We start from the raw sequence: 21,994 nt of genomic DNA, 5'->3' as shown, positions 1-21,994 counted from the left end.
GGCTGCAGCGCACGGCGCCGTGCGACGTAGCGTCACAGCGTGGACCAGATGACGATGACCGAGGCGCTCGCCTCCGCCTCCCAGCCCGACGAGCAGCGCCTCCTCCCGATCGGCGGCACGGCGTGGCCGCGGCACGACGCGATCGACCACTTCCTGCACCCGACGGGCTGACCGGGCGATCCCTGCCGACGCGGGGGCGACTCCTCTCGGGCGCGACGCCGTCGCCGCTGGCCGCACCCGGCGATCTCATGCTCGCGGGCGAGCCGATGCGCAGCCTCAGGGACTAGCGTCGGGACGAATCGCACATCGTTCCACTCGGGAGGACCCCATGAGTTTCCGTTTCCTGTTCATCGCCGTCATCGCCTTCGTCGCGTACACCTTCGGAGCCAAGGCCGGCCACGGCCGCTACAAGGAGATCGCGAGCTACTTCGGCTCGTTCTGGAACGACCCGCAGGTGAAGAAGGCCCGCAAGAGCGCCGGCAAGAACGTCGCCAAGGCCCGCAAGGTCGCCGCGAAGAAGGCGAAGAAGCGCTGGAGCTGAGCTCCGCAGACGTCCGCTGAGGTCGCCCCTTCGGGCGGCTCAGCGCGAGGACGCCCCGTCACGACCTGGTCGTGACGGGGCGTCCTGCCGTTCGGGGCGGGCTCAGTCGAGCAGGACGCGCTGTCGGATGAGACCGAGCTCGAGCGACCGTCGAGTCCGCCGAGCCTCTGAGCAGAGTCCCCGATATGACCCCCGTTGCCGCCCGGGGCCCGTTCCATTCCTACGGCGACGTGGACAGGTCATGGCAGGCGGGCGGCCTCTCGTTGAGATCAACCTGCGGCGCTGCGCTCTGCGTGGTTGCCCTACCCCTTGCGCATGCAGTCGGCAGAGCCACACGATCCGCTCGAGACCCACCCGATACCACTCTCCTCGAAGACCCAGCCGACGTCGCCGCTAGCCTCGAGCTGTCGGCCGGAGTTGCGATGTACCGAGCTCGCCCGGACGTCGGCCACGGCCTGCGTTCTGTGCTGCACCGCTCCGAGACCCTGACGCGAACCTGAGGCACAAGGGTGAAACAGGGCTCTAACGCCACGCCAGTGGCACCTCGGGCGCTTGTAGCACAGGGGTATATCCCCACACCACATCCGATGTTTCTCGTGATGAATGTGCAAATGACCGCTAGGACAGAATTAGATACGTGACGGAAATCATCTTGGAGATCCACGTCTCGCTGCCCGCTTCCGAACAGCTTGAGAGCCCTGACGACCTGGCCTGGATAGAGATAATCGAGGAACACCTCGCGACTCTGACCGGTCCCGTCGAAGTCATCGACGATGGTGAAGAGTGGTACACCGAAGCCGGAGAGGCCGAGTACCTCTTATTCATCGGCGGCGCGTCCGAAGCGGAACTCATTCGAGTCGCTCAGGACGTCTCACGCCTTGCACAGGTTCCTTCCGGAACCTACGCGACGATCAACACGCCTGACGGCGAGATGGGAACTGGTCGACGCATCGAGATTGCACCCAGCTGATCAGTACGACATGGCCGAACGCTTTCCGCCCGGTGGCAGCTACCGCTCGTCGAGCCGCATCCCAAACGGCGGCACCTGAACTTCGTGCGTCTCGATCAGATCGATCCAGCGGAAATCCGAGACGGCTTCGAGGTCGAGGACGAACTGGTGCATCTGGCGGTGAGCACGCCAGGGAGTCACCTCACGAAGAAGCCAAATCTGATCCTCCCAACCCACTCCCCCCCGCAGCGTGCAGCGGACCTTGGCTATGAAGACCTGCTTGCCATCGCCCCAGAAAGCTTGGCCTCGCGTCGACGCGTGCACCGGACCGGTCGGCAAGAGTTCGTATGCCACAGGAGTTACTTCCTGATCGGAAAAAGCTGCTGCGAATCCTCGAGCGATCACAGGATCAAGGTCGAGCACTTGCGCGGCGCCGTCGACCTGCGCCGGTGACATCGACACCTCCAAGCCGGCCCGAGTAACTCGGTTGTACGCCGCACCGCCGCACAGGACCAGAGCCAGCGCTTCAGTGTCCGACATAGGCGAGCCCGACTGACGACGCCGCCGGTCAACGAGAGATCGAAATCCCCGGCCGATGGCCTCGCGGGACTCATCAGGAACATCGATCAAAGCGTCGTGGAACCGACGAAGCCACGGCCCGTCGCTCACCGCGGCGAGGTCGTCCCTCCACGACTCGGATGACAGGCGGACCAGTTCTTCCCTCGACAGTGGCCTCAAACAATCAAGAACACGCCAGATGGCCTCGTCATTGGGTACATAAGGACGCCCCTCGTCGATCTGTCGATCTATCTCGGACATCTCAGGAGCCCATCCCTTGATACGGCTGCCGATCTCGTCATGATCTGGCATCGTGCGGGTGACTTGCCCGAAGACCTTGAGTGGCCCGAGCGCGTCCATCTCAGGCTCGAGGACCCACGAATTGAGGACCTTCACGTTCGACGAGTTCGTCACGGGAGGCACATTGCGCTCATCCGGCCACAGCAAGATGCTCTCCCGAGCCTTGCGCTTCCTGACCTCGGCAACGTGCATCACCGGAACGCGCGCGACATCACCCTGTGGTGCGCCCATTAGCGGCAGCTACACCGTCGACCAAGCAGGTACGACCAATCGACCTGCTGTCACCTCGTCATCAGCTCATCTGCTTTCCGCCCAACGGCCGCCTACCCAGCGACGTCGACCACCGTCGACTGTCGACAACGTGCTCCAGTCTGCCTCAGGGCAGCCATTGCCTGATTCCAGCCGACCGATACGAGCTCCAACAGATGTTCCGATGAACGACCGCCTGACGGGCGCTCGGTCATTGGCTTCCCCTAGACATGCGGAACGGTTCCAAACCGGGACTACTACCGCATCCGGTCGCTTGCGAACGAAGTAATGAGGTTGAAAATAGCAACCGGCTCAAAATTGAAGATGCCGCTGATAGGCCTCTTGATCCATTGTCGATGTTTGCCCAATCTCGAAGATTTCATCCATCACTAGATGAGGACGAATCATTCCTGCTCGCTCGATTTCGAGTTCACTTTCGTTGGCAATGAATCCCTCTCGATCCAAATGGGTCAACAAACGACTTACTTGCGAGTAGTGGCTTTCAAAGTATGGGGACGCCATCCACAGCAGCAGCTCAAATCGCCCTTCTCTACTGAAGGCCACGACGCGAGCGGTCATCCAATCGACGCCCAGCGCCGCCGCCCCATCGAAGTACAGATCCTCCGGTCCCCAACCGGATCGTTCGAATGGCTGGAGTTCATTCACGAAGGCGGCTAGACCCTCAGGTCCTACCGGCGGCAGCGTCGGATCGAGGAACCAGTCGACTTGCTTGATAGGTAAAGACGGTTCATCCCATTGGACGCGCTGCCGCTCAGATAGAGCCGTATTTACCGATAGACCCGAAGCAACCTGTGAAGGTACCAGCCGGCTGTAGATGATGGCTGGACCAAGCTTGGCCTGAGCAACGAAGGAGCGTGAGTCCAACAGCACCTGGCGCCCATAGCCCTTGAACTCAGCCGGAGAATTGTCTCCCTGTCGAATATCAAGGTCGAAGCGCTGAATCCACTCTTTCTTCCTTCGATAAAGCCATCGGTTAACCTGTACCTAGAAAAGGTGTTCGGTCATCACGAGCAGACCCTTCCTCGGTGCCCCGGTGGGCACCTCCCATACCGAGCCTTGTATTTATTAATGTGTCGGGGCGGCTCCGATCCCGCCTGTGAGGCTGAGCAACGGAGACTAAGTGCAGGCTGAGGCCAGGACGCCCGGAGCTCGTTCGGGGCGGGCTCAGTCGAGCAGGCCGGCGCTGTACTGCCAGAGCATGTCGGCGGCCTCGGGGTCGAGCGCGTACGCCTTGACGCCGACGCGCGGGCGGTCCTCGGAGAAGGGCAGCGCCTCCTCGACGTCCTCGAAGTAGCGGCCCCCGACGCCCTCGACGAGCGGCGACGCGGCCACCAGCACCGAGGTGGCGGCGCCCTGCTCCGGCGTCTTGAACGCCGGGTTCGGGGTGCCGTCGGCGTCGCGCCAGCCGCGGTCGAGGATCTCCTGCTCGGGCATGTGCCGCTGCAGGGCCGTCATGATGCCGCCCGGGTGCACGGCGTTGGCGAGCACGCCCTCGTCGGCCCAGCGCTGGGTGACGCCGACCGCGAAGAGCGAGTTGGCCGTCTTCGACTGGCCGTAGGCCGACCACGGGTCGTAGGGGCGGCGCTCGAACATCACGTCGTCGAAGACGACGGGCGAGTAGTGGTGGCCGGTCGAGCTCAGCGAGACGATGCGCGACGGGGCCCCGGCGTCGTCGGCGCCTGCGACGAGGGCCGACTTCAGGGCGAGCGACAGGGCCATGTGGCCGAGGTGGTTGTTCGAGAACTGGAGCTCCCAGCCCTCGGGCGTGCGGGTCTCCGGCGTGGCCATGACGCCGGCGTTGTTCACGAGGGCGTGCAGCGGGCCCTGCCAGGCGTCGGCGAAGGCGGTGAGGGAGTCGCGGCGCTGCAGGTCGAGGACGGCGTGCCACACCGTCTCGCTGCCGGTGCTGCGGCGGATGTCGGCCACCGCCTCCTCGCCCTGCTCCGGGCGTCGGACGGCGAGGGTCACCTCGGCGCCGGCCCCGGCGAGGGCGCGCGCCGTCTCGAGGCCGAGGCCCGAGGCGCCGCCCGTGACGACGATGCGGCGGCCGGTGAGGTCGACGCCGTCGACCACCTCGGCGGCGGTCGTGGCGGCGGAGAACGGGGTGGTGAGACGTGTCATGCGGTGAACGGTAGCCCCGGGGTCTGTGGCTGGGGTATGCGCCCGGCGCGTCGACGCCCGCGGGTCAGGCGGAGCGGCCGGCCCAGGCGTCGACCCGCTCGAGGACGCTGCGCTGGAGGTCGAGGGAGGCACGCCAGTCGCCCGGGCGCCGGAGTCCGTGGTCCGCGCCGGGCACGGTGACGAGCTCGAGGCCGGAGCCGGAGCCGGAGCCGCCCAGGCCCTGCGGCCGCCACCACGCGTCGACGCCGCCCCCGACGGCCAGGTGCTCGGGGCCGGCGGCGTCGAGCGCGGCCCGCACGGCCGGCTCGGTCGTCAGCGGGGTGAGCCACGCGCCCGGCAGCCCTTCCCGGAGCGCCCACGGCAGGCACCAGGTGCCGAGCGACTTGGCGACGACGTGGGCGGGCCCGGTGGCGCCGGAGGCGCGGGCCGCGTCGAGCGCGGAGCGCGCCTCGGCCGTGACGAACGCCTCCGGGTCGCCCTCGGCGGCGTCGTCGATCGTCCACGAGACGACCTGCACGTGCCAGCCCCGCTCGGCGAGCAGCGCGACGGACCAGGCGAGCACCGGCGCCTGCGCGGTGTAGCCGGCGCCGGGCAGCACGAGGGCGACCGGCGATGCGGCGTCGAGGCCGATGGAGGCGGTGGTCGAGGTCACGGGGCGAGCCTAGGAGGCGGCGGGCGCCACTCGCTTCTCGAACCAGTGGTCGGCGTAGCGCTCGTCGTTGAACGGCGGCACCTCTACCCAGCCCTCGGCGCGGTAGAGGCGGATCGCCTCGACGAGCGTCGCGTTCGTGTCGAGCCGCAGCAGCGTGGTGCCGCGCTCGACGGCCCGGCGCTCGAGGTCGCGCAGGAGGCGGCGGCCGAGCCCCGCTCCCCGCACCGCCCCGGAGACCCACACCCGCTTCACCTCGGCGGAGCCGTCGTCGTGCAGCTTGAGGGCACCGCAGCCGACGGGCTCGCCGCTCCGCGTCGCGAGCACGAAGAGGCCCTTCGGCGGGCGCATCGACGCGGCCGTGGTCGGCACCGCCGCGGCGGGGTCGTAGCCGACGTCGAAGCGGGCGTCGATCTCGGCCAGGTACTGCCCGAGGCACCAGACGGCCCTCGGGTCGTCGGGGTCGACCTCGGCGAGCTCGATCGCGGCGGGGTCGAGTGCTGCAGCGTCCGGGCCGTTGTCGGGAGTCGTCATCGGCGACCTCAGCCGGCCCGGCGGTCCTCGCGGTGGCGGGCGACGAGGGCGCGCCCGTAGATCACCGCCGCGACGTAGTGCCCGATCAGCCCGAGCAGCAGCACGAACGCACTGACCAGGATCATCACCTGGCCCGCGACGTCCAGGCCCTCCGAGCCCGCGACTCCTCGCCACTGGTCGACGGCCGCGTGACCGACGAGCAGCATCAGCAGCCCGACGAAGATCAGGGCGGTGCGCACCTTGCCGACGCGCGTGACCGGGAAGGGCGCGCCGCCGAAGCGCACCAGCGCGTAGAGGCTGAGCAGCACGTCGGGCAGCAGGATCAGCACGACGACGGGCCAGTTGAGCAGGTCGCCCAGCGCGAGCGAGACCATCACGACGATCACCGTCAGCCGGTCGGCCACGGGGTCGAGCCACCGACCGAGCTCGGACGTCGCGCCGGTGCGCCGCGCGACGAACCCGTCGAGGAAGTCGGTGAAGAACACCACGGCGATCACCAGCAGCGACGACCAGTAGTGCGCGCCGACGACGAGCACGACGAAGACGGGCAGCAGCAGGAGGCGCACGGCCGTGATCGCGTTGGGCACGGTCCGCCACTCGTCGGTGCGGAACAGACGGTCGACGAGCTGCACGACGTCCTCTCGGGTCACGCTCCCGGCGGGTCGCGGGGGCGCTCCGATCCTACGGGGCGCGCCGCGGCGGGTGGGCGGGCGAGCGCGGGAGGCGCGAGCCCGGTCCGCGAGGAGCGCGGCGGCCAGCAGGGCGTGCTCCAGGATCGCTCCTCCACTCCGGAGTGGAACAGCCTCCCCCAGTGCCCCGCCCACCGCTCAGCGAAGGCGGCCGGTCGCCGTCCTCCCCGGCGGGCCGGCGCCGACCCACCCGCGGGGACGGCGACCCGCCGCACTCCTCGACCAGCGGCGGCTCAGTACCCGTAGTCCTGCAGGCTGCCGGGCGACGTGTCGCCGTAGAGGTACGCGTAGCAGAGCACGCTCCGGTCGCCCTGGCCCCAGCTCTGCTCGGTCGGCGTCAGGTACAGGTACTCGACCTCCGACTCCTCCCACGGCAGCCCGACGAACCCCTCGAAGGCGCCGTAGCAGAGGTCGTCCGCCTCGGCCGCGGTCGCCTCGTCGCCGGGGTACGCGTCCGCGTCCGTGAGCTCGTCCTGCAGGTAGACCTCGTTCTGGTGCTCCTCGTCGCACGAGCGGAGGTCGACCATCGAGACCTCCTCCGCCGTCGCGTCGGCGCCGCCGAACGAGAAGCAGTCGCCGACCGTGAGCTCCTCGATGCCGGTGTCGGGCACGGCGTCGGGGTCGATGCCCGGGTCCGAACCGGCCGCGACCTCGCTCGACAGGGTGTCGATGCCGCTGAGGACGGCGGCGGAGACGCCTCCGAGCACCAGCACCGACGCGGCGATGATGCCGCCGATGAGAAGGCCGCGGTTCCGCGGCTTCGCGGGGGCGGCGGGCGCCCAGGCGCCGTAGGCGGGCGCGGCGCCGTAGCCGCCGGGCGCGCCGTAGGGCGACGCCCCGAGGGCGGCCTGCGGCACGTACGCGTTCGGCGCGGGCTGGCCCGCGCCCTGCCCGGCCCACGCGCCGGGAGGCGGCGTCAGCGGCTGCGCCGGCTGGGGGACGTACGGAGCAGGGGCCGGCGCCCCGAACACGGCGGGGCTGGGGATCGCGGGAGGCGCGGCGGGGCGCTCCCGGGCGAACGGAGCGTCGGCCTCGGCCGGGCCCACGGCGTCGACCCAGCGCCAGACCGACGCGACGGCTGCGTCGGCGACGACCCGCGCCTCCGCGTCCAGGGGCACGGCGAGCGACTCGCGCGACCGCTGGTCGGGCGGGGTGACGCCCGAGGCGTCGGCGTAGAGGCCGGCGACGAACCACTCCCGGCCGTCGTCGGCGAGGTCGAGCCAGAGACGGTGGCCGAGGCGCAGGCGGAGGGCGGCAGCCGGCGCACGGGTGCCCGGGTACTCGCTCGCGACGTCGGTGAGCTCGAGACCGGAGAACTCGTGGCGGAGGAGCGCCGCGACGCGCTGGTGCGTCGGCGGCAGGTCGGCATCGGCCACGGTGGTCCCCTTCGGCGGCGTCGTCGGGGTCGACCGCCTGAGGGATCGTAACGCGCCGCGGGCTCACGGCGCGCCGCCCCCTTCGCGGGACGCCCGGCCCCGCGGCGACCAGGGGTCACGGCGAGGCCGGGCGTCGGGCCGAGCGAGGAGGCGCGGGTCAGTTCGAGACCGTCTCCAGCGTCGGGTAGTCGGTGTAGCCGGTGGCGCCCTCGGCGTAGAACGTGGCCGGGTTCGGCTCGTTCAGCTCGGTGTCGCCCTGCCAGCGCGCGACGAGGTCGGGGTTCGCGATGACCATGCGGCCGACCGCGACGGCGTCGGCGTGGCCGCCGCCGACGAGTTCCTCGGCCTCGGCCTTGTCGGTGACGACGCCGAAGCCGCTGTTGAGCACGACGGGGCCGCCGAAGCGGGCGCGGAGGTGCTGCACGAGCTCGCCGCGGGGCTCCGCGTGCAGCACGCTGAGGTAGGCCAGGCCGAGCGGCGCGACGCCGTCGAGCAGGGCCTCGTAGGTCGCCGTCACGTCGGCGAGGTCGGTCTCGGCGACGTCCTGGATGTTGTGCATGGGCGAGATGCGCATGCCGACACGGCCGGCGCCGATCGCCGCGGCGACGGCCGTGGCCGTCTCGACGCCGATGCGGGCGCGGGCGGCGGGGCTTCCGCCGTACTCGTCGGTGCGCACGTTCGACACGGGCGAGAGGAACTCGTGCAGCAGGTAGCCGTTGGCGCTGTGCAGCTCGACGCCGTCGAGGCCGGCCTCGAGCACGGCGCGCTTCGACGCGGTGACGATGTCCTGCACGACCTGACGGACCTCCTCGGTGGTCAGCTCGTGCGGCACCGGGTAGGCCGACTTGCCGCTCGGCGTGTGGATCTCGCCGTCGATCGCGATGGCGCTCGGGCCGACGATGCGGTCGGTGCCGGTGACCTCGGTGTGCGAGACGCGGCCCGCGTGCATCACCTGCATGACGATCGTGCCGCCCTCGGCGTGCACGGCGTCGGCGACGCGCTTCCAGCCGGCGACCTGCTCGTCGGTGACGATGCCGGGCTGGCCGGTGTAGCCCTTGCCCTCCACGGTCGGGTAGGTGCCCTCGGTCACGATCAGGCCCACGGTCGCGCGCTGGCGGTAGTGCTCGACGATCAGGTCGCCGGGCACGTCGCCGGCGTCGGCGCGCATGCGGGTCAGGGGCGCCATGGTGACGCGGTTCGCGAGGGTGAGGTCGCCGAACGAGGCGGAGGAGAAGAGGTCCACGGAGGGTCCTTTCGTCGGGGATGAGGACGGGGCGCGACCGCGGGTGCGGCGCACGGAGGCAGCGGCGCCCGCGAGGGCAACCGCAGGTGCGGGGAGGGCATTCCGCCGCGGCGGCGCGGCGGCGGGACTCTCAGGAGGCGCGCAGGTTCCACCGCCGGGTCCGGGGCGGAGGGGCGCCGGCGCCTCGGGCGAGGGGCGGCGGAGGCGCGTCAGGCGTCGAAGCCGGTGCGCACCGCGGCGATGTCGTCGCCGCCGTGGCCGCGGTCGGACGCCCGCCCGTAGAGGCCGGCCAGCGCCTCCAGCAGTCCGGTGTCGACGGGCGTGCCGTCGGCCGCCTCGCGCATGAGGTCGATGTCCTTCCGGATGCCGTCGAGGGCGAACTGGGCGGGGTACTCGCCGGCGATCATCGTCGCGCCCTTGACGTGGGCGTACTGGCTGTCGGACTGCCCGCCGGCGATCGCGTCGAGGAAGAGCCGCGGGTCGAGCCCGAGGGCCTGCGTCAGGGCGAGCGACTGCGCGGTCGCCGCCGTGATCGACGCGATCCAGGCGTTGGCGGCGAGCTTGAGCGCCGTGCCCTGGCCCACCTCGGTGCCGGCGACGACGGTCTTCGCGCCCATGGCGTCGAGCACCGGTGTCGCCCGGGCGACGAGGTCGGGGTCGCCGGCGGCGAGCATGACGAGGGCGCCCGTCTCGGCGGGCTTCTTCGTGCCGAGCATCATCGCCTCGACGAGCGGCACGTCGAGCTCGCGGGCGAGGTCGACGACCTGCGCGGTGGCGGCGGTGCCGATCGTGCTCGCCTGGACCCAGAGGGGCGCGCCGTCGGCGGAGCGCGTGGCACGGCCGCCCTCGCGGAGCACGTCGAGCACGGCAGGGCCGTCGAACAGCACCGTCACGACGACGTCCGCCTCGGCGACGGCCTCGGCGACCGTGTCGGCCACGCGGGCCCCGTCGTCGGCGAGCGGCTCGGCCTTGGCCCGGGTGCGGTTCCAGACCGTCACGTCGAAGCCCTCGCGGAGCAGCGTCCTGGCGACGCCGCCGCCCATGATCCCGGTGCCGATGACTGCGACGTGCATGCCCTGGTGCTCCTTGCCGGCGGCCGTCGTGCGGCCGCGTCGATGTGCGGGGGCGGGCTGGTGCACCGCCGAGGTGCACCGTACGCCGGGCGGCTCGGGGCGCGCCCGGGGCCGGGGGGAGGCACGGGTCGGCCGCCGCGGGGAGCCGCCCCGGCTGGGCGGCTCAGTCGACGGCGTCCTCGCCCACCGGGTCGCGGCGGATCGCCCGCCGCACGCGCTCGACGACGGAGGGGTTCGGCGGCTCGTTGTACGTGCCGGCGAGCTCCTGGCCGCTGAGGCGCGCGATGGCCGCCATCACCTCGTCGGTCGCCTGGCGCCGGGCGCGGCCCGACTTCGCCTCGCCGTGGTGCGACAGGTCGATCGGCTCGCCGAACTCGACGGTGAAGCGGGTCAGGCGCGGCAGGGTGGAGCCGACCGGCTGCAGCTCCTGCGTGCCGGTCAGGGCCACGGGCACGACGGGGGCGCCGCTCGTCAGGGCGAGCCACGCGACGCCCGTGCGGCCCTTGTAGAGACGGCCGTCGAGCGACCGGGTGCCCTCGGGGTAGATCGCGAAGGCGGCCTCCTGCGTCAGGCGCTCGAGCCCGAGGTCGAGGGCGTGCTGCGCGGCGGAGCCGGCGCCGCGCTCGACGCCGATGGCCCCGATGCCGGTGAAGAAGGAGCGGCGCAGCCGGCCGCGGAGGCCCGTGCCCGTGAAGTAGGCGTTCTTCGCGAGGAACGACACCTCCCGCGGGGCCATCAGCGTGATGACGACGCTGTCCATGAACGACAGGTGGTTGCTGGCGAGGATGACCGCGCCCCGCTTGGGCACGTTGCGGCGGCCGACGACGCGGGGTCGCCAGAGGAGGCGCACGAGGGGCGCGAGGACAGCCCGGCTGACGAAGGTGAGCACGCTCCAGGGTGCCCGACGCCGCATGCCCCGCCGGGCATGCTCGCCCGGCGTCGACGGCCGGTGCGGGGGCGGCGGGTGACGGCCGCAGGCACGGCGGGCGAGGGGCGGGCGGGAGGCGCGGTGCGGGCGGACCACCCGCGGCGGGTACGGCGGGTGTCCTCCTTCTGACTGATTGCGCGCCTCCGACGGACCTGTCTAGGCTCGTCGCGGGGATGCAGGTGCGCCGTGGGGGCGCACCGGGGGGACGACGATGACGCACGACATGCAGGAGCCGACGACTCGCGACGGTCAGGGGGCCGACGCGATCATCGCGCTGCCGGCCGGGCGTCTCCGGCGGGCGGCCTACGCCGTCGCGCCGGCGGTCTACCTCTACTTCGCCGCGGTGGCGGTCGCCGGGGCCGCGGGGGCGGTCCGGGCGGACTTCGTCGCGGCCGACGTCGCCGTCGTGCTCTACGGGCTCGCCGCGGCGGTCGGCGTCGCGCTGCTCGTCACGATGACGGTGATCCGCGTTCGGGTGCGACTCGGGCTGCCACTGCTGCTGCAGCCGGTGCAGGCCCTGTACCTGAGCGCTCCCCTGGGCTGCGCCTTCCTGCTCTCGGCCGCGTACGTCTCCCGCCTGCACGGCGGCGGGTTCGCCGGCGGCTTCGAGGCGATGGTCGGGACGACCCTCGCACTCGTGCTGCTCGCCCGACGCGTCTCCGAGCTCCAGCTCGGCTCCGCCGGCCCGGTCTCGGGGCCGATCCGGGTGCCCGTGCGGCCTGCACCGCAGGTCGTGCAGGTCGCCGAGGTCGACGAACTGCCGGTCATCGACGCGCGTCAGGCCCAGGGCTGACGACGACGCCCACGGATCGCCCCGACCCACGAGGTCGGAGGCGATCAGACCGCCGGGGCTCGCCCTGGCCCGCCCCGGCGCGGCCGGTCGTCAGCGCCAGTCGTCGGCGCCGGTCGTCAGCGCCAGTCGTCGGGCGGCACGTCGTCGACGTAGGGATCGAAGGGCGGCTCGTCGTCGTACGGGTAGGGCTCGAGGTCGGGAGCGCCCCCGCTGGCCGGAGCCGCCGCCGGCGTGGGGCGCGTCGCCGGGCGTGAGCGAGCGGGCGCGGCCCGCCGGGCCGCCCCGGGCGCCGTGGCGGGCCGAGCCTCGTCGTCGACCCCGCCCCCTCCCCCGCCGAAGCTCGGGCCGGAGCTCGCCGGGGCGAGCTCGGCCGCCGCGGCGGCGGCCTCCTCGGGCGAGACGCCGGCCACGACGTCGAGCACCTGCTGGCCGTAGGTGTCGAGCTTCTTCTGCCCGACGCCGCTGATGCCGGCGAGCTCGGTCATCGACGAGGGCCGGGCCGCGGCGACGCCGCGCAGGGTGACGTCGCCGAAGACGACGTAGGCGGGCACGCCCTGGGCCTTCGCGACCCCGGCCCGCCACTGGCGCAGCGTCTCGAACAGCGGCACGTCGGCAGCGTCGAGGTCGGCGGCGCCGGCACCGGTGCGCGAGCCGCGCGACGAGCCGCCCGCCCCGCGGGCCGAGCGCGATCGGGGGGCCCGCTCGGGCTCCTTGCGGAGACGGACGGGCCGCGAGCCCGAGAGCACCTCGGCCGCGGCGTCGGTGATGAGCAGGGTGCCGTAGCCGTCGGGCGAGACGGCCAGCACGCCCTGGGCGAGCAGCTGGCGCACGACGCCGCGCCACTCGATCTCGCTCAGCTCGGTGCCGATGCCGAACGTGCTGAGCTGCTCGTGGCGGTTCTGCGTGATGCGCGGCGTCGTCTTGCCGAGCAGGATGTCGATGATCTGGCCCGCGCCGAACTGCTGGTCGCGCTCGCGCTTGAGGCGCACGATCGTCGACAGGAGCTTCTGCGCCGGCACGGTGCCGTCGAGCGACTGCGGCGGGTTCAGGCAGGTGTCGCAGTTGTGGCACGGGGTGCTCGCCTGGCCGAAGTAGCCGAGCAGCTGCACGCGGCGGCACTCGACCGTCTCGCAGAGCGCCAGCATCGCGTCGAGGTGCGCGCTGAGCTTGCGGCGGTGCTCGGCGTCGCCCTCCGACTGGTCGATCATTCGGCGCTGCTGCATGACGTCCTGCAGGCCGTAGGCCAGCCACGCAGTGGCGGGCAGGCCGTCTCGCCCGGCCCGCCCGGTCTCCTGGTAGTAGCCCTCGACCGACTTGGGCAGGTCGAGGTGCGCGACGAAGCGGACGTCGGGCTTGTCGATGCCCATGCCGAAGGCGATCGTGGCGACCATCACGATGCCGTCTTCGCGGAGGAAGCGCGACTGGTTGCGGGCGCGCGTGCCCGCGTCGAGGCCCGCGTGGTAGGGCAGCGCGGCGATGCCCTGCTTCACCAGGAACTCGGCGGTGCTCTCGACCGACTTGCGCGAGAGGCAGTAGACGATGCCCGCGTCGCCGTCGTGCTCGGCGCGGACGAAGCGGAGCAGCTGCTGCTGCGGGCCGTCTTTCGCCTCGATGCGGTACTGGATGTTGGGGCGGTCGAAGTCGGCCACGAAGTGCGCGGCGTCGTCGAGCTCGAGGCGCCGCGAGATCTCACGGTGGGTGGTCTCGGTGGCGGTCGCGGTGAGGGCGATGCGCGGCACGTCGGGCCAGCGCTCGTGCAGCACCGACAGCTCGAGGTAGTCGGGGCGGAAGTCGTGGCCCCACTGCGCCACGCAGTGCGCCTCGTCGATCGCGAAGAGCGAGACCCGGCCGCGGTCGAGCAGCGACTTGGTGCTGTCGAGCTTCAGCCGCTCGGGCGCCAGGTAGAGCATGTCGAGCTCGCCCGTGACGAAGGCCTGCTCGACGGCACGGCGCTGGTCGGGGTCTTGCGTGCTGTTGAGGAACGACGCCCGCACGCCGACGGCCTCGAGGGCGTCGACCTGGTCTTGCATCAGCGCGATCAACGGCGAGACGACGACCCCGGTGCCGGGCCGCACGAGCGCGGGCACCTGGTAGCAGAGCGACTTGCCGCCGCCGGTCGGCATCAGCACGAGGGCGTCGCCGCCGCCGACGACCTGGTCGATGATCGCCGCCTGGTCGCCGCGGAAGGCGTCGTACCCGAAGACCCGCTGCAGCACCTCGACGGGCGAGCCGGCCCGCCCGGAGGCGTCGGTCGCGCTGCCGGAGGCGTCGGTCGGGCTGCCGGTGGCGGGGGCTGCGGAGGAGGGGGGAGCGTCGGTCACCAGGCGAGTCTAGGAGGCGCCACCGACGCGGTCAGCCGACCCGCGACTCCACCGGGGGACGCCCCGTGAGCTCGCTCGCGGGGGAGGACGCGAGCTCGCCCGACCTGTGGAACGAGCGCAGCACGAGCCAGGCCCAGAACGGCGTGCAGACGACCGTCACGGCGAGCGCGAGGGGGCTGCCGTCGCTCGACGGGGTGCCCGCGTAGGGCGCCAGGAGGAGGAAGAGGACCGTGTTGTTGAGCACGTGCGCGACGATGGCGGCCTCGAGCCCGCCGGTGCGCCAGGTCAGCCAGGCGGCGGTCACGCCGAAGACGGCGACGTCGAGCACGCCCCAGACGTTGTAGGCGTGCGAGAGGCCGAAGGCGACGGTGGGCACGACGATCGCGACGAGCGGCCGGGCGATCCACGACCCCAGCGACTGCATCGCGAAGCCGCGGAAGACGTACTCCTCCGCGCTGGCCTGCAGGGGCACGAGCAGCAGGATCACGACGACCGACCAGACGAGGGCCGCGGGCGGGGTCGTGACGGGCCCGGAGCCCAGATCGTCGCCCGTGACCAGCGGCACGACGAGGTAGCTGAGCAGGACGGTGAGGGCCATGAAGGCCGCGGCCGGGCCCACGCAGCGGAGCAGCCAGCGCCAGCGCAGGCGGCCGGCGACGCTCGAGAGCTGACCCCAGCCGCCGAGCCCGGCGAGCTTCGTCGCGAGCAGCACGGAGGGCAGCATGGTCGCGATCGAGCCCAGCGTCGCGAGCATGACGAGGGGCTGGGAGGCGTCGAGCGGGTCGTCCTGGAGGCCCTCGGCCAGGCGGGAGGCGGCGTCCGCTCCCCCGGCCGCGGCGACCACGGCGTAGAGGGCGAGCACGACGACGTTCGACGCGACGACGTAGAAGACCGTGCCGAGCAGGAGCGCGAACAGCGGCCGGTACCAGCGGTACGTCGGCAGCGTGCGGAACAGGCGGTGGTAGGCGACGGTCACGGGGTCGAGGCTAGCCGGGGCAGCTGCGACGCCGGACGGCCCGGCCGCACCGTGGGGTGCGACCGGGCCGTCCGGGTCGAGCTGTGCGGCGGGGCGTCAGTCGGTGGTGCCGACCGAGGCGGTGCGGCGGCGACGGAGGCGCGTGGCCGTGACCACGCCGGCGCCGGCCAGCATCAGGGTCAGCGCGAGGGCCAGCCCGGTCATCGCGGCGTCGGAGCCCGTGTAGGCGAGGTCGCCCGCGGCCGTGACGCGCGTGGGGCGGGTCGAGGTGCCGGTGCCGGCACCCGTCCCGGTGCCCGCGCCGGTGCCCGCTCCGGCCCCGGGGGCGGGGACGGCGGGGTCGGTCGGGGCCGGGGTCGGGTCGACGACGACCGGCTCGGCGGCGGCGGCGAGGACGACGGGCACGTCGACGACCGTCCCCGTCCCGGCCACCGTGACGCGCAGCTGACGCACGACCGGGCCGGCCGTGGGGGCCGTGACGCCGGCGGGCACCGCGAACGACAGCGTCGCGCGCCCGGTCTCGTCGCCCTTGTCGACCACGGTGCGGTCGATCGGCTGCGAGGCGAGCTCGACGCCGTCGAGGCTGACCGAGACGGTGCCCGTCTCCGGCCCGACCTGCGAGCTGAAGAGCAGCGACGAGAGCGACAGCGTCACCGTGTCGCCGGCGGCGAAGCCGGCCTCCGGCGACGGGGTCGCGGTGACGCCGACCGAGCGCTGCGTGAAGTCCGGCGTGGCGACGCGGGCGGGCGAGCCGGCGGGCACGGTGAAGTAGTCCACCTGGGCCTGCAGGTCGACCTTGCCGCTGTCGGCGGCCGAGCCGGTGTTGAAGGCGGTGAAGTTGTCGCCGCCCGACGACAGGAACGAGTTGACCGTGACCTTGTACGAGGCCGCACGGTCGAGCTCCGCGCCGTTCAGCGTGATCGTGCGGATGCGCTCACCGGAGGCGGCGGCCGGGTCGTACGTGTAGCTGAGGCCCTTCGAGACGCCCAGCTTGAGGAACGGCCGCGACGACCCGGCGGGCTGCCACTGCTGCTCGAGGGCCTGCTCGATCTGCGCCCCCGTCATGTCGACGACGACGAGCGTGTTGGCGAAGGGCTGCACGGCGGCGGCCTCGGCGAAGGTCAGGTTGCCGGCGGGGTCGCTGGCGCCCGTGGAGGCGTAGCGCAGGTCGGCACGGAGGCCGCCCGGGTTCATGAAGGCCATCTGCGAGCCGTTGCCGACCGTGGCCTCGAGCTGCACGTCGGCGACGAAGTTGCCGAGGGTCGACTCGCCCCCGCGGTTCTCGGTGCCGTCGGACTGCACGGCGCGGGGCAAGTCGGCGGTGATCTCGCCGACCTTCTTCGCGCCCTCGACCGCGGCGACCGCGACGGCGTCGCTGACGATCGTCGCGACCTCGGGGTCGGGCGTCGCCTTCTGGTAGAGCGGCAGGAGCTCGCTCGTGACCGTCGTGGCCTTCGTGTCGGCGTCGAACGTGATCGCGAGGTGGCTCAGGTTCGCGCCGTAGCTGCCGGTCTGCACGACCGGGCGAGGCGTGGTGCCGCCGGTCGGCACGACCGAGAAGTTGTACGACTGGTGCGTGTGGCCAGAGAGGATCGCGTCGACCTTCGGCGAGACGTCGGTCGCGATGCGGGCGAAGTCGCCGCCCGCGTCGAGCGCCGTGCCCGACGAGTTGCCCTCGTGCACGAGCAGCACGAGCACGTCGGCTTCGCCGTTGGCGGCGTCGCCGTCGCTCAGGTCGTCGGCCACGTCGTTGACGCTGTCGACGATGTCGCCGAAGGTGAGGCCGGCGATGCCGGACGGGCTGACCAGCTCGGGCATGAGCTCGGTGATCGCGCCGATGTAGCCGACCCTGACGCCGCCGACGTCCTTGACGAAGTAGGGGTCGTAGGCGTGCGAGCCGTCGGCCCGGAAGACGTTGGCGCCGAGGTACGGGAAGTCGCTGGCCTCGGTGACGCGGCCGTTCAGGTCGTCCTGGCCGCGGTCGAACTCGTGGTTGCCCAGCGCGCTGACGTCGAGATCCATGGCGTTGAGCGCGTCGAGGGCCGGCTTGTCCTCCTGGATGAAGGAGGTGAAGGTCGAGGCCCCGATGTTGTCGCCCGACGACACGAACGACGTGTTCGGGTGGGTCGTGCGGAACTGGTCGATGAACCCGGCCATGACGGCGGCGCCGGCGACCGGCGAGGCCTCCTGCGCGATGCGGCCGTGGAAGTCGTTGATGCCGAGGATGTCGATGCTGGTCGGGGCCGCCTGGGCCGGGACGGCAGCGACGAGGCCGGCGCCGAGGGTGGCGACGGCGACGAGCGAGAGGGCGGCGCGACGGCGACGACGCGGCGCTCCCGTCTCGGCCGGAGGTGCGATGGGGTGACGGGGGCGCATGTGCGGTGTGTCTCCTGGTGTCCGTGCGTGATCTCAGGCCCGCGGGAGGTGCCCGGGGCGGCCCGCCCCTCGGACGAGGGACAGACCCGACGAACATAAGATCTGGCTGGGAGCCGCACAAGGCTCCGCACGACTTCGTCACGTGCTGTTAACGCGACGGTCGTCGTCCACCCCCACCGCGCCTCCGGAGGTCCCGTTGCTGTCCGTGCTCATCGGCCTCGCCGCCGCCGTCGCCTACGGCTCGGGCGACTTCCTCGGCGGGCTCGCGGCGCGGCGCCTGCCGCCGCTCCGCGTCACCGCGATCTCGGCGGCGAGCGGCCTGGTGCTGCTGCTCGTGCTGCTCGTCGTCGTGCCCGGCACCCCCTCGGGCGCCGCGGTCGGCTGGGGCGTCGCGAGCGGCGTGGCCGGCGCGGCCGCCATCGCCCTGCTCTACGCCTGCCTCGCGATCGGGCCGATGAGCATCCTGTCGCCGCTGACCGCCGTGGTCTCCGCGATCGTGCCGGTGGGCGTGGGCCTGCTGCAGGGCTCGCGGCTCGGGCCGGCCGGCTGGGCGGGCATCGCGCTCGCCCTCGTCGCGGTGGTGCTCGTCGGCTTCGTGCCCGACGCCTCCGCCCCGAAGCCGACCGCTGCCGGCCTGCTGATGGCCCTCGCCGCGGGCGTCGGCATCGGCGTCGTCCTCGTCTTCCTCGACCAGACGCCCGCCGACTCGGGCCTCGTACCGCTGGTCGCGAACCGCGTCACGAACGTGGTGCTGACCGGAGGCGCGGTGGCGGTGCTCGCCCTCGTCGCGTTCTCGAGGCGGCGGCGTGCGCCGGGCGCGGGAGGCGCGGGTGGGGCCGTGCCCACCGGTGACGCCCCCGGCACGGCCGCGCCGGCAGGCACACCGGAAGGCGCGCCGTCGGCCACCCGGGGCCTCGCCCCCGCGCTCCGCCTCGCCCTGCTCTGCGGCGTGGCCGACGCCGGGGCGAACGTGCTCATCCTCCTCGGCCTCCGGCTCGGCGACCTCACCGTGATGAGCGTGCTCACCGCGCTCTACTCCGCCGTGACGGTGGTGCTGGCCGCCGTCGTGCTGCGCGAGCGGCTCACCCGGTCGCAGGTCGTCGGCCTCGTGCTCGCCCTCGCGGCGGCCGTGCTGCTCGCGCTCGACTGAGCGCGGCCCCCGTCGTCGACGGCCCGCCCGCTCAGTCCTCGATGAGCCGCTTGCCGAGCACGACGACGTCCTGCCGCTCGTAGCCGAGCGCGCTCCACGCGGCGAGCGCGTCGTCGTTGCCCGACCGCACCATCAGCTGCAGCTTGGGGCAGCCCGCCTCGGTGAGCAGGCGCTCGGCCTCGGCCACGAGCGCGCGGGCCCGGCCGCCGCCGCGGAGGGCCGGGGCGACGGCGACGTAGTAGAGCCAGCCGCGGTGGCCCTCGTGACCGGCCATGGCGGTGGCGACCACCGCCTCCTGCGCTCCCCCGTCGGCCGCCTCGACCCGCTCGGTGCCGACGAGGAAGAGCTCGGGCTGCACCTGCAGCTTGCGCTCGATGTCGCGGCGCGGGTCGTTCCACGGGCGGGTCAGGCCGCACTCCTCCCAGAGGGCGACGACGGTCTCGGTGTCGGCGGGGACGAAGGCGCGGATCTCCATCGGTCGAGCCTGCCAGACGGCGCCCTGGCCGGGGTCCCGGGGGCCCGGGGCCCGGGCGGAGCCGGTGGGAGTCGCGGGTCGAGGCCCGCCCGGAGGCCCGGTCGTAGGATGGGCCGTCTGCACCGCCGACCCCGAGGAGCCTGTGTGACCCGAGCCGACGCCCCCCGCCGCCGCCTGGCCGTGCTCGGCTCGCCGATCGCCCACTCGCTGTCGCCGACCCTGCACGCCACGGCCTACGAGGTGCTCGGGCTCGACTACGACTACGGCCGCGCCGAGGTCGCCTCGGGCGAGCTGCAGGGCTTCGTCGACGGCCTCGACGCGAGCTGGCGGGGGCTCAGCCTCACCATGCCGCTCAAGCGCGAGGTGCTGCCGCTGCTCGACACCGTCTCGCCGCTCGCGGCCCTGCTCGGCGTCGCCAACACCGTCGTCATCGACGACGACGGCCGCCGGCACGGGCACAACACCGACGTCGACGGCATCGTCCGGGCCGTGCAGCGCCGACACGACGTGCGTCCCGAGTCGGCCGTGATCCTCGGCGGGGGCGCGACGGCCGCCTCCGCGATGCACGCGGCCTGGCAGCTGGGCGCCCGGTCGTTCTCGGTGCACCTGCGCAGCCCCGGCCGCGCCGGCGAGCTGACCGCCCTCGCCGCGGAGCTCGGCGGCGACGTCGTCGTGGCCCCGCTCAGCGAGCTGCCCTCCATCGGCCCCCTCGACTTCGTCGTCAGCACCCTGCCCGCCGGCGCGGCCGACGACCTGCCGCTGCGGCCGCGGAGCTCGACGTCGGTGCTGTTCGACGTCGCCTACGACCCGTGGCCGACGCGCGCCGCGAGTGCGTGGGCGGCGCAGGGCGGCGTCGTGCTCAGCGGGCTCGACATGCTCGTCGAGCAGGCGATCGGGCAGGTGCGGCTGTTCGCGGGGGGCGCGGCCGACGAGCCGCTCCCCGACGAGGGTGTCGTGCGCGCGGCCGTCCGCGCGGCCGCCGGGCTCACCGACCGGGCGGTGGTCTGACGTGCGGCCCACCCCGCAGCCCGTCGCCCTGCGCTCGGTGACCCTGGGCGACGGTCGCCCCGCCGTCTGCGTGCCGCTGGTCGGGCGCACCGCCGCCGTGCTGGAGGCCACCGCCGTCGAGCTCGCGGCCCTGCCCCGCGGCGTGGTCGACGTCGTCGAGCTCCGCCTCGACCACCTCACCGCCGTCGCCGACCACGACCGCGTGCGAGAGGCCGTGGCCGCGGTGCGGCGGTCGCTGCGCGACGACGTCCCGCTGCTCGCGACCTTCCGCACGAAGCAGGAGGGCGGCGAGCGCGACATCACGCCCGACGCCTACGGTGCGCTGCTCGACGCGGTCGTCGGCCTCGACGCCGCCGAGCGCCCCGACGCGGTCGACGTCGAGATGTACACGCAGCCCGACGTGCGCGAGCACCTCGTCGACGCCGCGCACGGTGCCGGCCTCCGGGTCGTCATGTCGTCGCACGACTTCACGGCGACGCCGTCCCGCGCCGAGATCGTCTCGCGCCTCGTCGAGCAGCAGGAGAACGGCGCCGACGTGGTCAAGCTCGCGGCGATGCCGACCTCACCCGCCGACGTGCTCACCCTGCTGGCGGCGACCGACGACTTCCGTGCGGGGCCGGGCCTGGTGCCCGCGGTGACGATGTCGATGGGGCCGCTCGGCGCCGTCTCCCGCCTCGCGGGCGAGACGGTCGGCTCGTGCCTGACGTTCGGCGCGGTCGGCGCGACGAGCGCGCCGGGGCAGCTCGACGCGCGGGCACTCGGCGCGGCGCTCGACCTGCTGCACGGGGCGTGACCCGGGGCTGACCGGGGGCGCTGTCGGCCGCGGTGATCGGACCGGCCCGCACCGCGCCTCCCCCAGATCGAGGGTCCACCCCGTGGTCTGCTGCGCGTCGGGAGCGGCGGGGCCTCCGGCGGACCCGGCCCCGGCTCCACCACCGGGAAACGAGCGACGGGCGTCGCTCAACAGGAGTCTCGAGGCCGAGGATCCGCCGGAGTGACCGAGATTACCTCGCCGCCCGACCTGTCTCGACCCGTCGTCCCCCGTCCACCCGGGTGACGCTCAGCCGACGCCCTGCCCGCCCGAGGGCCGCCCACAGGGCGCAGAGGGGTGAGAGGAGCGCTCGACGAGATGGTGACGGCGGAGGCGCGGGGTCAGTACCCTTCAGGCACCCGGAGCAGAGGCTCCGGCTCACGAAGGAGAACCCATGAGCATCGGCGGCGGAATCGCCTTGATCGTGATCGGCGCGATCCTCGCGTTCGCTCTCGACTTCCAGGTCGCGGGCATCGACATCCAGCTGATCGGCTACATCCTCATCGCGGCGGGCATCATCGTCACGATCCTCGGGCTCGTCTTCGCGACGCGTCGTCGTCAGGTGACGTCGACCTCGCGCAGCGCGGTCGACCCGGTCAGCGGCGAGCAGGTCACGCGTCGCTCGACGCGCGACGACGGCGGCCCGATCGTCTGATCACCCCGCACGACCCCTCGACGGGCCGCGTCCCCTCCCGACCCTCGTGGTCGTGGCGGGGACGCGGCCCGTCGTCCGTTGTCCGTCGGGCCGAGTGGTCACGATCTGCTCGTCTCGGCGGCCGGGAGCAGCAGTTCGTGACCACTCGCTGGCCGACGTCGTCGGCCCACGAGGTCGAACGGTCACGAAGTGCTCCTC

22 protein-coding genes are annotated in these 21,994 nt (G+C 72.8%); 8 read left to right on the top strand and 14 right to left on the bottom strand.

What is annotated here, in order from left to right; all coding sequences use genetic code 11:
• Positions 1-39: 39 nt before the first annotated feature.
• From JOE43_RS15895 to JOE43_RS05290, 3 genes are all read left to right on the top strand, one after another.
• Entirely contained in the window at positions 40-171 is a 132-nt protein-coding gene (locus JOE43_RS15895; RefSeq protein ID WP_255354126.1) for a hypothetical protein, read from the top strand.
• Between the two features lie 157 nt (positions 172-328).
• Positions 329-541 (top strand): hypothetical protein, encoded by a 213-nt coding sequence (locus JOE43_RS05295; protein ID WP_056052024.1) that lies wholly within the window; start codon positions 329-331, stop codon positions 539-541.
• A gap of 637 nt (positions 542-1,178) precedes the next feature.
• Positions 1,179-1,511, top strand: coding sequence for a hypothetical protein (locus tag JOE43_RS05290; protein WP_209515437.1), 333 nt, complete (start codon positions 1,179-1,181; stop codon positions 1,509-1,511).
• 39 nt (positions 1,512-1,550) lie between these two features.
• On the opposite strand, the gene JOE43_RS05285 is transcribed toward JOE43_RS05290, so the two are convergent.
• The 10 genes from JOE43_RS05285 to JOE43_RS05240 all read right to left on the bottom strand — a co-directional run bounded on the left by JOE43_RS05285 (position 1,551) and on the right by JOE43_RS05240 (position 11,216).
• On the bottom strand, positions 1,551-2,579 hold the full coding sequence (locus JOE43_RS05285) for a hypothetical protein (RefSeq protein ID WP_209515434.1): 1,029 nt from the start codon (positions 2,577-2,579) through the stop codon (positions 1,551-1,553).
• A gap of 330 nt (positions 2,580-2,909) precedes the next feature.
• Positions 2,910-3,488: a hypothetical protein gene (locus JOE43_RS05280; protein ID WP_209515431.1), complete on the bottom strand. Its 579-nt coding sequence runs from the start codon at positions 3,486-3,488 to the stop codon at positions 2,910-2,912.
• Positions 3,489-3,782: 294 nt separating this feature from the next.
• Positions 3,783-4,739: an SDR family NAD(P)-dependent oxidoreductase gene (locus tag JOE43_RS05275; RefSeq protein ID WP_209515428.1), complete on the bottom strand. Its 957-nt coding sequence runs from the start codon at positions 4,737-4,739 to the stop codon at positions 3,783-3,785.
• Positions 4,740-4,803: 64 nt separating this feature from the next.
• Positions 4,804-5,391 carry a hypothetical protein gene (locus JOE43_RS05270; RefSeq protein ID WP_209515425.1) on the bottom strand — a complete coding sequence of 196 codons (588 nt, stop codon included), beginning with the start codon at positions 5,389-5,391 and terminating at the stop codon, positions 4,804-4,806.
• A 9-nt stretch (positions 5,392-5,400) separates the two neighbouring features.
• Positions 5,401-5,922 (bottom strand): GNAT family N-acetyltransferase, encoded by a 522-nt coding sequence (locus JOE43_RS05265; protein WP_209515421.1) that lies wholly within the window; start codon positions 5,920-5,922, stop codon positions 5,401-5,403.
• An 8-nt stretch (positions 5,923-5,930) separates the two neighbouring features.
• Complete coding sequence (locus JOE43_RS05260) at positions 5,931-6,572, bottom strand: CDP-alcohol phosphatidyltransferase family protein (RefSeq protein ID WP_056052014.1); 642 nt, start codon at positions 6,570-6,572, stop codon at positions 5,931-5,933.
• Positions 6,573-6,844: 272 nt separating this feature from the next.
• Positions 6,845-7,987, bottom strand: coding sequence for a septum formation family protein (locus JOE43_RS16130; RefSeq protein ID WP_209515418.1), 1,143 nt, complete (start codon positions 7,985-7,987; stop codon positions 6,845-6,847).
• A gap of 157 nt (positions 7,988-8,144) precedes the next feature.
• Positions 8,145-9,230: an alkene reductase gene (locus JOE43_RS05250; RefSeq protein ID WP_209515415.1), complete on the bottom strand. Its 1,086-nt coding sequence runs from the start codon at positions 9,228-9,230 to the stop codon at positions 8,145-8,147.
• A gap of 209 nt (positions 9,231-9,439) precedes the next feature.
• Positions 9,440-10,369 (bottom strand): NAD(P)-dependent oxidoreductase, encoded by a 930-nt coding sequence (locus tag JOE43_RS16125; RefSeq protein WP_307803248.1) that lies wholly within the window; start codon positions 10,367-10,369, stop codon positions 9,440-9,442.
• Positions 10,370-10,466: 97 nt separating this feature from the next.
• Positions 10,467-11,216 carry a 1-acyl-sn-glycerol-3-phosphate acyltransferase gene (locus JOE43_RS05240; protein WP_056052002.1) on the bottom strand — a complete coding sequence of 250 codons (750 nt, stop codon included), beginning with the start codon at positions 11,214-11,216 and terminating at the stop codon, positions 10,467-10,469.
• A gap of 226 nt (positions 11,217-11,442) precedes the next feature.
• On the opposite strand from JOE43_RS05240, the gene JOE43_RS05235 reads away from it, so the two are divergent.
• Complete coding sequence (locus JOE43_RS05235) at positions 11,443-12,024, top strand: hypothetical protein (protein WP_209515409.1); 582 nt, start codon at positions 11,443-11,445, stop codon at positions 12,022-12,024.
• Between the two features lie 116 nt (positions 12,025-12,140).
• Here the strand turns inward: JOE43_RS05235 and recQ are convergent, their stop codons facing one another.
• From recQ to JOE43_RS05220, 3 genes are all read right to left on the bottom strand, one after another.
• Positions 12,141-14,345, bottom strand: coding sequence for a DNA helicase RecQ (recQ, locus tag JOE43_RS05230; protein WP_209515406.1), 2,205 nt, complete (start codon positions 14,343-14,345; stop codon positions 12,141-12,143).
• A 31-nt stretch (positions 14,346-14,376) separates the two neighbouring features.
• Complete coding sequence (locus JOE43_RS16120) at positions 14,377-15,321, bottom strand: type II CAAX endopeptidase family protein (RefSeq protein WP_209515390.1); 945 nt, start codon at positions 15,319-15,321, stop codon at positions 14,377-14,379.
• Positions 15,322-15,417: 96 nt separating this feature from the next.
• On the bottom strand, positions 15,418-17,697 hold the full coding sequence (locus tag JOE43_RS05220) for a bifunctional UDP-sugar hydrolase/5'-nucleotidase (RefSeq protein ID WP_209515387.1): 2,280 nt from the start codon (positions 17,695-17,697) through the stop codon (positions 15,418-15,420).
• Between the two features lie 205 nt (positions 17,698-17,902).
• On the opposite strand from JOE43_RS05220, the gene JOE43_RS05215 reads away from it, so the two are divergent.
• On the top strand, positions 17,903-18,847 hold the full coding sequence (locus JOE43_RS05215) for an EamA family transporter (RefSeq protein ID WP_307803418.1): 945 nt from the start codon (positions 17,903-17,905) through the stop codon (positions 18,845-18,847).
• A gap of 31 nt (positions 18,848-18,878) precedes the next feature.
• Here JOE43_RS05215 and JOE43_RS05210 read toward each other — a convergent pair whose 3' ends face one another.
• Complete coding sequence (locus tag JOE43_RS05210) at positions 18,879-19,322, bottom strand: GNAT family acetyltransferase (RefSeq protein ID WP_209515379.1); 444 nt, start codon at positions 19,320-19,322, stop codon at positions 18,879-18,881.
• Between the two features lie 144 nt (positions 19,323-19,466).
• Here JOE43_RS05210 and JOE43_RS05205 point away from each other — a divergent pair, with 144 nt between their 5' ends.
• The 3 genes from JOE43_RS05205 to JOE43_RS05195 all read left to right on the top strand — a co-directional run bounded on the left by JOE43_RS05205 (position 19,467) and on the right by JOE43_RS05195 (position 21,796).
• Complete coding sequence (locus JOE43_RS05205) at positions 19,467-20,330, top strand: shikimate dehydrogenase (protein ID WP_307803247.1); 864 nt, start codon at positions 19,467-19,469, stop codon at positions 20,328-20,330.
• A 1-nt stretch (position 20,331) separates the two neighbouring features.
• Positions 20,332-21,123, top strand: a complete 792-nt coding sequence (gene aroD / locus JOE43_RS05200; RefSeq protein ID WP_209515374.1) for a type I 3-dehydroquinate dehydratase — start codon at positions 20,332-20,334, stop codon at positions 21,121-21,123.
• 412 nt (positions 21,124-21,535) lie between these two features.
• The gene (locus JOE43_RS05195; protein ID WP_056051981.1) at positions 21,536-21,796 is read left to right on the top strand and encodes a DUF6458 family protein; all 261 of its coding nucleotides are present in this window, start codon (positions 21,536-21,538) and stop codon (positions 21,794-21,796) included.
• Positions 21,797-21,994: the final 198 nt, after the last annotated feature.

This window comes from Frigoribacterium sp. PvP121, from assembly GCF_017833115.1.
Lineage (GTDB): Bacteria > Actinomycetota > Actinomycetes > Actinomycetales > Microbacteriaceae > Frigoribacterium > Frigoribacterium endophyticum.
Note: the sequence above shows the minus strand (reverse complement) of the source record. Positions and strands in the feature narration are given on the sequence as shown.

What these genes read in the sequence shown, in the direction of transcription:
- JOE43_RS05240 (WP_056052002.1), bottom strand. Translation starts at nt 11,216, where the DNA reads ATGCGGCGTCGGGCACCCTGGAGCGTGCTCACCTTCGTCAGCCGGGCT.
- JOE43_RS05295 (WP_056052024.1), top strand. Translation starts at nt 329, where the DNA reads ATGAGTTTCCGTTTCCTGTTCATCGCCGTCATCGCCTTCGTCGCGTAC.
- JOE43_RS05285 (WP_209515434.1), bottom strand. Translation starts at nt 2,579, where the DNA reads ATGGGCGCACCACAGGGTGATGTCGCGCGCGTTCCGGTGATGCACGTT.
- JOE43_RS05195 (WP_056051981.1), top strand. Translation starts at nt 21,536, where the DNA reads ATGAGCATCGGCGGCGGAATCGCCTTGATCGTGATCGGCGCGATCCTC.
- JOE43_RS05210 (WP_209515379.1), bottom strand. Translation starts at nt 19,322, where the DNA reads ATGGAGATCCGCGCCTTCGTCCCCGCCGACACCGAGACCGTCGTCGCC.
- JOE43_RS05235 (WP_209515409.1), top strand. Translation starts at nt 11,443, where the DNA reads ATGACGCACGACATGCAGGAGCCGACGACTCGCGACGGTCAGGGGGCC.
- JOE43_RS05275 (WP_209515428.1), bottom strand. Translation starts at nt 4,739, where the DNA reads ATGACACGTCTCACCACCCCGTTCTCCGCCGCCACGACCGCCGCCGAG.
- JOE43_RS05265 (WP_209515421.1), bottom strand. Translation starts at nt 5,922, where the DNA reads ATGACGACTCCCGACAACGGCCCGGACGCTGCAGCACTCGACCCCGCC.
- JOE43_RS05220 (WP_209515387.1), bottom strand. Translation starts at nt 17,697, where the DNA reads ATGCGCCCCCGTCACCCCATCGCACCTCCGGCCGAGACGGGAGCGCCG.